Source organism: Marinobacter sp. EN3, from assembly GCF_000475315.1.
GTDB lineage: Bacteria > Pseudomonadota > Gammaproteobacteria > Pseudomonadales > Oleiphilaceae > Marinobacter > Marinobacter nauticus.
Window position 1 is genome coordinate 198,381 of the sequence record NZ_AXCC01000074.1, and the last position, 9,547, is coordinate 207,927.

Consider the following 9,547-nt stretch of genomic DNA (forward strand, 5'->3'; position numbering starts at 1 on the left):
CCTGCGCTGATTGAAGGGAGTAGGTGCGGGGATTAACCGGCCGATTCGCCGGCAAGGAATTCAGCTTCCGGAACCACCCACCAGGCGTTCTTGTCCGGAATATGTTCGATCAGCACCGCGCGCTCGCGATGCGCCAAAGGCGTATGGCTGCGGACCTGCAGCACCAGATGGGCACCGTCCAGAATCGCTTCTGCCCGGCCTTTGGTTTCCGTAACCGTTGCTGAGGTAATCACGCAAGCGGTACCGATAATACGTTTCTGAAGCGGGGGTAAATACGCCCGCCGGAACAGTGGCCGCAGTGGGCGGATAACAACCGCGGTCACCAGAACACTCATCACCAGAGCGCCGGCGATGACCGCCAGGCCGAAAAGTGCATGCAGGAAACCATCAGGCACCAGTGCACCGAGCAACAGCTCCGCAAAATAGCTCGCCAACCAGGCAATCAGGAACAACAGGGTAAGCACGAGTGGCAGCGGGACACCCTGGAGCCCCAGGGTTACCATCAGGCCGGAGAAGTCGCCGGAGGCATCAATATCGCCATCGGCCTCGATATCGCCCAGACCCACAAGGGAAATCAGCCAGTAAACGATGGCCACGCACAGCAATACGGAAAAAATGACCGTGGGGAAGGAGAAGGCAATTGCAAAGAATGTATCCATACGCGACCAGACATCCGTTCTGGTAAATCCACTGGGCGACAGTCCGTGTCAGACTGACGAGTTGTTTATAACGTAAACAAACTATTTCTTGCAAATGTTTAATTGCGAGGTATAGACTCGGATTATTGACATAAAATGTCAAGCGACAGGACAAGGTTCGTCCGGATCGGCCGAACCGATTCAACGCCACAGGAAGGAGCTATTCGTGGATACCCAATCTCTCACCCTGGCCCTGGGTGACGCCACCCATGCTGGCCGAACCTTCGATGTCATGCCCATTGCCGGCGAAGAACCGGTGCTGCAGGTGATCGTGTCCGGCGCCGAAGAAACACCGGTGTATATTACCGTAACCGACACCCAGATTCTGTGCCTTGCGTACCTTTTCGACGAACAGGAACTGGCCCCGGAACGTCTGAACGAGCTGCATGAAAACATGTTGCGCATCAGTGTTCCCATGCCCTTAAGCTCTCTTGGCAAAACCGGCCAGCACTATGTGGTCTATGGCGCACTGAGCCCCACGTCCGGCACCAGCGAGATCATGCAGGAACTGGTAACCCTCGCCGAGAATGCCATCGACCTGTTACAGACTTTTGAAGACTACCTGGCTTGAGTGAGGGCTGAGACATGAGAACCGTACTTAAAAAAATCCTGACCGCCATGCGCGGGGGTGTGAACGAACTGGGTGAAGCCGTTGTCGACGGCCAGGGCAACCGGATTCTGGAACAGGAACTGCGCGATTCCGAGCATGAGCTGAAACAGGCCAAGCAGGAGCTGGCGTCACTGATGGCCGAAGCGGCCTCCCTGGCCCGACAGATCCGTACCGAGCAGGACAGCGCCGCCAAGCGTGAAGACGATGCCCGCAAAGCCATCGCGGCTGGCCAGGAAGATCTGGCCCGAGAAGTGGCCGAGCGAATTGTTGGCCATGAGCGCCGCGCCTCGGAGCTGACCCAAACCCGGGAACTGCTGCAACAGCGCATTGTGGGCTTGAAAGAGCGAGTTCAGAAAGCCGAGAAACAGCTGGCCGACTACCGCCGGGAACTGCACGTAGTGAAGACCAACGAGCGGGTGCTACGCACCACCGCGCAGATTGACACCAACATCAACAGCCAGCAGTCCTCCCTGAGCACCGCGAAAGAGACATTGGAGCGGATTCGCGAGCGCCAGGCCCGGGAAGAAGACCGCCAGACCGCCAGCGCCACCCTGGAAAAAGAGCTGACCGGCGCAGATCTGGACGAAAAACTGAAAGCCGCCGGCATTGATGGCGAACAGGATGCCGTCAACGATGTGTTGGCACGCCTCAAGGGCGGCAACGCAAACCCGTAAACCCTGAGCGCCCCGAAATCGGGGCGCTCACTCAAGCACCTCGAAGGCGCTCTCACAGGCAACCCCATGGCGAAGAAACAGGACTGGTCCCGAGAAGAACAGGCCGTTCAGGCGGTACAGATGGCCTTCGACCTGTCCAACGATATCCAGCGCGCGTTTCGCGTGTCGGCGGCCATGCAGGATATGACGACCGCCGACATGGTGCGCAAAGTGCTCCACCTGCCCTACCGTAAAGGCCGTGCCCGCCCGCGACTGACGGTAACCCTCAAAGACGAGGATTTTGAACTGCTGGCACGCAAGTACGAACTGGATCCGCAGGATCGTGCCGCTATTCGCCAGCGCGTGGCGGAGGAGTTGCAGGGATTTGCCAGGCAGTATCTGACTGCCTCGGACCAGTAATCGCCAGGCGCTTCAGAAACCGCTTTACCAGGAAAAGGACGTCATGCCCAGAAACCGCTATCGACAGTGCCCGGCCTGCAATACCGCAAGCCTGGACTCCTCCAGCCATCCCTCCATATTCGACTGCCGCCTGTGCCACGGGCTATGGTTTGAAGATGGCGCGTTAAATCAGGCGATTGCCGAGCATCATGACGGCGTAGACCAGTACGATCACGAGCAGCACCTCGGCCCCGCGCTTCGCACCAGCGACCGGCTTTGCCGACGGTGTCGCGTGCCCATGACCCACTACCAGTTGCTGGCTCACTACACCACGGAAATTGACTGCTGCCCCGGCTGTGACGGCGTCTGGCTCGACAAACATGAAGTTGATCAGGTAATGCAGTCGCCGCAACTGAAGCAGGCCCTTAAAGACCTGAACCAGAAGGTGAGCTGGAAATCCTGGCTGTTCCAGTTCCTGACCGCCATGCCGGTGGAATACAACGTAAAACCCCACCGCACCCCCTGGGTTACCCGAACCCTGGTGTTCCTCTGTGCCCTGGTGTTTGGTGTTGGAGCGCTGTCCCCTGAGGCTAATGAGTGGATCTTCGTAAACCTGGGATTGAACTCCGACACCCAAAGCCCGTCACATTTTGTGCTTCAGTTGCTGAGCTATCAGTTTGTGCACGGTGGCCTGATGCACCTGGTCGGGAACATGTACTTTCTGTGGATTATCGGCGACAACCTGGAAGATGCGCTGGGGCATGGTGCCTTCCTGGCACTCTACCTGTTTGCCGGCATTATGGCGGCCCTTGCGGAACTGCTGTTGTTCGATGCCAGCCAGGGCCCTCTGCTGCTGGTCGGGGCCAGTGGCTCCATCGCTGCCCTGTTCGGTCTCTACCTGATGTGGTTCCGGCACGCCAGTCTTACCTTCATGATCATTGTTTACCAGAAGAAACTCGCACCTCACTGGTACTTCCTGATCTGGAGCCTGATAAACCTGTTCGGGATGTTCACCGCCCAGGGCGGTGTGGCGTGGGCCGCGCATCTGGGTGGCTTTGGCTTGGGGTTACTGCTGGGCTACCTGTTGCGGGATTATGTGCTGCGGAAGAATCCGCTGATTGCGATGCTGAATCAGCCGGAGGCTGCGATTAACCGGTAGCCTTGCCGGTTAATCGCAATAGGTACCTACTCGCCGCAGGTTTCTTTAACCTTGGCGCGGAAACGGTCCCGAATCTGCTGATTTTCTTCCTCAGACACGTACTCCCGCTCACCCTTCTCATTGATATCGTAGAAGGTCGAAACACTCTCCAGGTGCTTGAGACGGGCCTGGAGATTCCTGCATAGCTCCTCCTGCTTTTCGGCCTGTTGCCGGGCTTTCGCTTCTTTGGCCTGACGCTCCTCCCGCTCCTTCTGTTGCTGTTCCAGGAACTCCGTCATTTTCTGCTGCCGGTCACGGACTGTGGCATCAGCCTGGGCCGGCGCTGCATTGACGCGCACTTCCTTGGAACTGGCCTTCGCCGGGGGGCGATCGCCGAAATGGGTCTGACCGTTGGCATCTGTCCACTGGTAGACGGCAGCGTGAGAAAACGGACCAAGGGATAGCAGAAATAAAGAGATGAGAAGCCTGCGAGCCATAACTGAATTCCTTTTCGAATAATGCTTTGGACAACTTTCGAAGGAGTAGTCTACCCGATGATGGGTTTGGGAACTTTGACCGGGTAGTCACAAGCGCCGTCCTACCTGATTGGCCATGGACGCCCCCGGTTCACAAGTCAGGACGCATAATTCAGCTTTTCCGCCATCAGGTCGGGCCTGCGTGTGGTATCGATGATGGAGACATCGGTAAACATGTCGTCCACTTTCTGCTTGAAGGTTTTATCATCCATATCCCGCCAGTAACGTGACGGACGGCCCGTCGCCTGGTCGTGCTTTGCGGTGGTCGGGTCAAGGTGTCGATACTGCTCCAGCATGGGCAGTTCCGGCAACGGCTTTGTGACATCCATGTAGTTCTGAATGAAATCCCAGTAGGCGTAACACATGGTGGGACTGCCGTGGGCGCCGAGAAGATCGCCAACGGTAACGTCCAGCTTGCTGTATCGGTGAGAGAGCACCAGATCAAACAAACTACCGAAACGGTCCACCCTCGCACAGCACCAGGCATCGAATTCGTAGAAGGGTTTTTCAACCACCACCGGAGGCTTTCTGGGGAGAAAAGGAAACTTTTTCGGGTATTGCCAGACCTTGATCATGCCGGTTCGACGGTTGAATTCCCATTCGGGGCCTCGGCCATTCCGTAAAAGCCATTTCGGGAAGAGGCGGAAGGCCAGATCTGCGATCAAAATGAGAATCCAGCCGCCTCCAAGAAAAATCAAATAGGGCAGCGCTTGGTCCAGAGAGTAGTCTAACCAGTTCCTTTCACGTTCACCAAACAAGGTTATTAAGACCAACATAAAAAAAGCGAATGGAGAAACAATATAGGCCCATAACGCACCTGTAACACTAATTATACTCACTAATCGAGCCTGGAGAGCCAATGGTGCATGCCGGAAGCATTCATGATTACTCTCAACGTGAAGACCGTACTTCTCTGCCAGATCCTCTTTTTTCTCCAGTCGCCGCAACTTCTTGGGTGGGTTTCTTGACATGAAGTTGGGCGGCATCACTTCACGGGTATTACCCCACGGTAAACGTAAGCTGGCTGAGCGATCTAATCCGGTTCGGTTCAATTCCTGAGTTTGATTGCTTTGCTCGGGAATCGCGTCAGGGCGATAAGCATAGGAGCAGTAATAACTCGCCAAGGTGGAACCCGCGAGTTTGCTACGGCCTTTGAATCCGGGCTCAGAGACATTAAATTCCTCCCGGGGTGAGTGTAGGCTCATATCCATATAGTTCTTGTTGCGCAACGTGATACGCAGGCTCGGAAACCGCCACTTACTAATCTGAAGGAACACTCCGGATGGGCTCTTTCTTCAATCCGGATTTTGCTCGACGCTGACGAGATTGTCGTGAACCACGGCCATAGGCCAACATATCTTCCGGCGTCATGTGCGCATATCGCACCTTCTTGGCCATCAGGTTTGGGCGTTGTTCGGTGTTGATGCGCAAAACCCGACCGAGCATCTCGTCTTCTTTTTGTTGGAAGGTTTTGTCATCCATGTCCCGCCAATAACGTTCCGGACGGCCAGCTTCACTATCATGTTCGGCGGTCACAGGATCCTTGTGTCGATGGGGCTCCAGCACTGGGAATTCAGGTAATGGCCGCGTCACATCCATATAGTTTTGGAGGAAATCCCAGAGTGCGTAGCATGGACGAGGAGATTGGTGCCAACCTAACAGGATGTCTCCGATATGAACCTTGAGCTTGCTATATCGGTGACACAAGATGAAGTCAAACCTGGGCCCATACTGTGTCGCACCGCCGGCCACCCAGCCATCAAATTCATAAAACGGAGTCTCAGTGACGGTCTCCTGATAGTTCCAGAACAACGGAATTCTACGCCTATAGTGCCAAGTACGAACCATTCCAGTTCGACGGTTAAGTTCCCACTCGGGACCACGCCCAGCTTTGACACACCATCGCGGGAAGAAGGTAAAAGCAATTGTCGCTGACAGCCACATACAGGCAGGAATGCCCATTAAAACCAGCGCAAAATTCCAGAAGCCTAACAATACGGTAAGCCAAGACTCGTTGGACGAGGCATGACTTAACTCCACCAGATACACTACCAGAACAAGCGGTATCGAGACCCAGAAGAACGCTTTGCCGTATAGTTCAAACGCATTAACCAGCTTCGACCGGAAAGCCAACGGCGCATAACAAATGCTCTCATGATCCAACTGACCTTGGTCACCCGCTTCAGCAAGCAGATCCTCGCGCTTTTCGATTCTTCGAAGAGCCTCTGGCCGCCAACGGGCAAATAGATTTGACGGCATCACGTCTTGGGTGGTTCCCCAAGGCAATCGAAAGCTAGCCGAGCGCGCCAGCTCGGAGTGATTTAAATCTTGAAGCTGAATAGATTGATCGGGTACTGATTCGGGATGGTAAGCATTGGCACCGTAATACTCGCCATCAGCTGACGAAGCGTTCCTTGCTCTATCCATAATAACGGACCTCTTCGTCATACCAGAACGGGCGGTCTTTTTTTGTGAAGTCCGGTTCGGAATGCTTCAAATCATCCCTATTGTAGACCAGCGGGTCTTCCGGATCAGGCGCAGGAAAGACCATGGGCGCTTCCCCTTTTCTGGCTTGAATTTGCAATTGGAGCCGGACATTCCAATGATATGAACGGGTTTCCGTCAAATTGACTGCTCCCAACCAGCGCTGAGATTCAGTATTTTTTGTATAAGGGGTACTCAAATAAACGTAGGTTCCGCCAGCAAACTCCTCCTCGAGCAATACACGTGCCTGCGACTCGTTCTCTGCAATTGGCAAAACCCTTGTGTTAGACATATCGCTTACTCCTAGCAGATACCCCCTCTCTGCCATCGTCTCTACCAATTGCAGATGAGACTTCACCTCTACCATCTCAACTTCCCTAAACAGGCCGGGAATCGCGCTTTCCACCCTCAACCTTGTGTTCGCCTCGCGGAGAGCTGTTAACCGGTTTTCGTCTTGCTCGTCCAACTCTCCCCGAAGCGCCTTTCCTCGCAGAGGATTCGGCTCGATTACGACACTAACCCCCATTAACAAACTGATTAGACGATAATAGGCTTCACGCGGCTCTTTCAGAAAAGGCTTCTCCGCCATCTGCCCAAAGGGTCCATGGCGCATCCATATCTCTATAGACTCCTCACTGAACCACGCCATCATGGCGGTACCAGAGAGTGCCAGTACTACACCCAAAGCCAGCCAGCCTGCTGGCCCCAGAAATAATAGTCCTGTAGATCCCGTAACACTGGCAATTGCTAATGCGACCCCACCTGCAGCCACAATTCCAGCTCCCACCGCTCCTCCAGTATTACCCATGCGATACAGATACTCCGCGTCCAAGCCGTAGTCTAGTGCCATCAGGAGACCGCCTGCACCGCCGAAGAGTTTGCCCCAGGTTGGTGGACCGCCAAAAACCTTCGCGAACGCTTGAGCAAATCGGCCGTTCCATTCACGTGACAACAATTTTTTCGACACTCGTTCAACAAGAGCCACATTGTGCATAAAGCGTTCGACCAGCATTGCAGAGGCATAAGCTATATCAAAATAAGCGCTCGCAACCGCGATACGGGCACTGCCACTGCCCATTACCCTATAATCTCTGTCGAATTCAGCCGTAACACTTGTGACATTATGCAGCTCCATCAACATCACAGCAGTCGGCAAAAGCGGTGAGTTGAGTACTCTGTAGAGGCGTCTGTCTTCTACCTTCCGGACCGTATCGTCCAGAGATCGCACCTCAGCATCTAAAGCTGCCTTGTTCGTCTCGATATCATCGAACGCATCGTTTGCAGCTTCCAGACTTCCATCAACCTTCTCCAGATTACTCAACGCCTTTTCGAGTTTCGCCTCAGCGCCTGCTACCCGTCGAGCCACTGCTGCTGTGGCCGCCGCAGACAAGTCAGATGCTTGGGCAGCGTAACGTTCCCAGATATTCAGCTCTTTCAATGCCTTAGCGTACTGACGCTCTGCCGTATTGAGATGCTTCAGGATTTTTGTAATCTGTTCGTTTTCTGGGACAACCAAGACCAGTGCATCGTCTGCCACACTGGAAGGTATTCCCTGAGTCTTTGCACGGGTGCGGCTGGTCGAGGCCGTCGCTCGAACCCCACCTTCGCTTTGTTCCGTAATGTCGCCAAACATTCTTACGGCTCGCCCTTCACCGCCGCTGTCCTCCAAGCCACTGATGCCAATCACGAAGTAACCCTTCTGAGCGGCTTTTGAAAGCCGCTCTAACCTGACTTTTCCGGTAAGTAAAGGTAATGACGCGCGGAGCTGTTGAAAACATCCCCCGTAAAGTTTCATCTGTGCTTCGATCGCATGCGAGAACAATCGCTGCCTCTGAGTGAAAAGAGTCTGTGCGCGGCGATCAATCTCGGATTCTTGGATAGCTATCCGATTCAGACGTGCCTGCGCTTGTTGCCTTGCCTGCTCAGTTCGTTGGTTCTGTTCGATCTGCTCATCAACAGCTTGAACCCGTGCGTCTTTGATTTCTTTTTCAGCCTCAACCCTCTCCTGACTCAATCGATTCAGTTCCGACTCCGCAGCCTTGAGTTGGGTGTCGACATCTTTGAGTTGCTGATTGTGACTAACCAGGGATTGACTTGCACTTTGGACCGCGCCCCAGAGACTGCCATGGATACTCAGCAAGGTCTGGGTTCCTGTCCGAAGACTGGAGGCAAAGGCCGTAGCAAACGCACCCGCCTCGGCTGCTGCAGCCAGTTCCAGTCCGTCCCTAGTCATAACGACGTCTAGCTCTGGAAGGTCGGTGTTTTCCAGTGATGCCAACTCACTGGCTCGGAATTGGCCGTCACCTGAATTTTCATCGGGCTGCGCCTGAGGCTCGTAGGAGCGCTCCAGGTCATTGGCATCAAAGTCCGGGAAAAGCAACGAATACAGTAAGTTGCTTCTCCCTGCGCGACAGAGGTTCTGCAACCACTCTTTACCTATTCCGGATTTCCGAGCGTCTACCCTAGCAGCTAGTACATCACATTCTTCTGGATCCTTAATCGCCTCCTGAATTAGTGAGGACAGAAAATAGAATGCTCCTGCGTAGTCATAACCATCATGGGTAAAGAGATCAACCAAGCTATGCTGCACCCAACTGCGTTGCAGAAGGTCCAACAAATCCTCCTGCAAATTACTCCCATATTGCACCGCTAGTTTTCGTTCAGATACTGCGATCGAACGCTCTAACTCTTTCCGGCCCGCGCCATTCAACTCCCTCATATATTTATTGAGAGGATTGATTTTCCCTCCAAAGTTACTGGGGACAATCGCTGCGTTCACTAACAGGGCAGATTCAAAATAAGGTCGTGCCTTTGCGCGTCTCACTGCAGCATTAGAAAACCATGCGGCTACCTGGCGGCGCTGTTGCAGGTATCGCAACCTTCCAACAGGATCATCAATTCGGATCGCTCCAATTACGCGATCACGGGCATCCTTAACAACATCCTCAGCACTTTGGGTGTCCTCCGGCCAATCAAATACACCGCGATCTTCTGCCTCCGTTGTTTCATCGTAAGCGTCTGGTGATCCC

9 protein-coding genes are annotated in these 9,547 nt (G+C 54.2%); 4 read left to right on the forward strand and 5 right to left on the reverse strand.

Annotated elements, in window-relative coordinates; genetic code table 11:
- Nucleotides 1-32: 32 nt before the first annotated feature.
- A complete protein-coding gene (locus Q675_RS36265; RefSeq protein WP_022993268.1) occupies nucleotides 33-659 on the reverse strand; it encodes a hypothetical protein in 627 nt (208 codons plus the stop codon).
- 205 nt (nucleotides 660-864) lie between these two features.
- Between Q675_RS36265 and Q675_RS36270 the strand changes: the two genes are divergently transcribed.
- The 4 genes from Q675_RS36270 (at nucleotide 865) to Q675_RS36285 (ending at nucleotide 3,519) form a co-directional block, all read left to right on the forward strand.
- Complete coding sequence (locus tag Q675_RS36270; protein ID WP_011787109.1) at nucleotides 865-1,269, forward strand: YjfI family protein; 405 nt, start codon at nucleotides 865-867, stop codon at nucleotides 1,267-1,269.
- Between the two features lie 14 nt (nucleotides 1,270-1,283).
- Entirely contained in the window at nucleotides 1,284-1,982 is a 699-nt protein-coding gene (locus tag Q675_RS36275) for a PspA/IM30 family protein (protein WP_022993269.1), read from the forward strand.
- Nucleotides 1,983-2,048: 66 nt separating this feature from the next.
- Nucleotides 2,049-2,381, forward strand: coding sequence for a hypothetical protein (locus Q675_RS36280; RefSeq protein ID WP_011787111.1), 333 nt, complete (start codon nucleotides 2,049-2,051; stop codon nucleotides 2,379-2,381).
- Between the two features lie 43 nt (nucleotides 2,382-2,424).
- Entirely contained in the window at nucleotides 2,425-3,519 is a 1,095-nt protein-coding gene (locus Q675_RS36285) for a rhomboid family intramembrane serine protease (protein ID WP_023012133.1), read from the forward strand.
- 26 nt (nucleotides 3,520-3,545) lie between these two features.
- Here Q675_RS36285 and Q675_RS36290 read toward each other — a convergent pair whose 3' ends face one another.
- The 4 genes from Q675_RS36290 to Q675_RS38240 form a co-directional block, all read right to left on the reverse strand.
- Nucleotides 3,546-3,995 carry a DUF4124 domain-containing protein gene (locus Q675_RS36290; protein ID WP_023012134.1) on the reverse strand — a complete coding sequence of 150 codons (450 nt, stop codon included), beginning with the start codon at nucleotides 3,993-3,995 and terminating at the stop codon, nucleotides 3,546-3,548.
- Nucleotides 3,996-4,132: 137 nt separating this feature from the next.
- Nucleotides 4,133-5,311 (reverse strand): hypothetical protein, encoded by a 1,179-nt coding sequence (locus Q675_RS0119440; RefSeq protein ID WP_227499609.1) that lies wholly within the window; start codon nucleotides 5,309-5,311, stop codon nucleotides 4,133-4,135.
- Nucleotides 5,295-6,461: a hypothetical protein gene (locus Q675_RS36295; RefSeq protein WP_023012136.1), complete on the reverse strand. Its 1,167-nt coding sequence runs from the start codon at nucleotides 6,459-6,461 to the stop codon at nucleotides 5,295-5,297. Before Q675_RS36295 ends, Q675_RS0119440 begins: the two co-directional genes overlap by 17 nt.
- A partial coding sequence (locus Q675_RS38240; RefSeq protein ID WP_023012137.1) for a hypothetical protein occupies nucleotides 6,454-9,547 on the reverse strand: 3,094 nt, incomplete at its 5' end. The genes Q675_RS36295 and Q675_RS38240, both read right to left, overlap by 8 nt.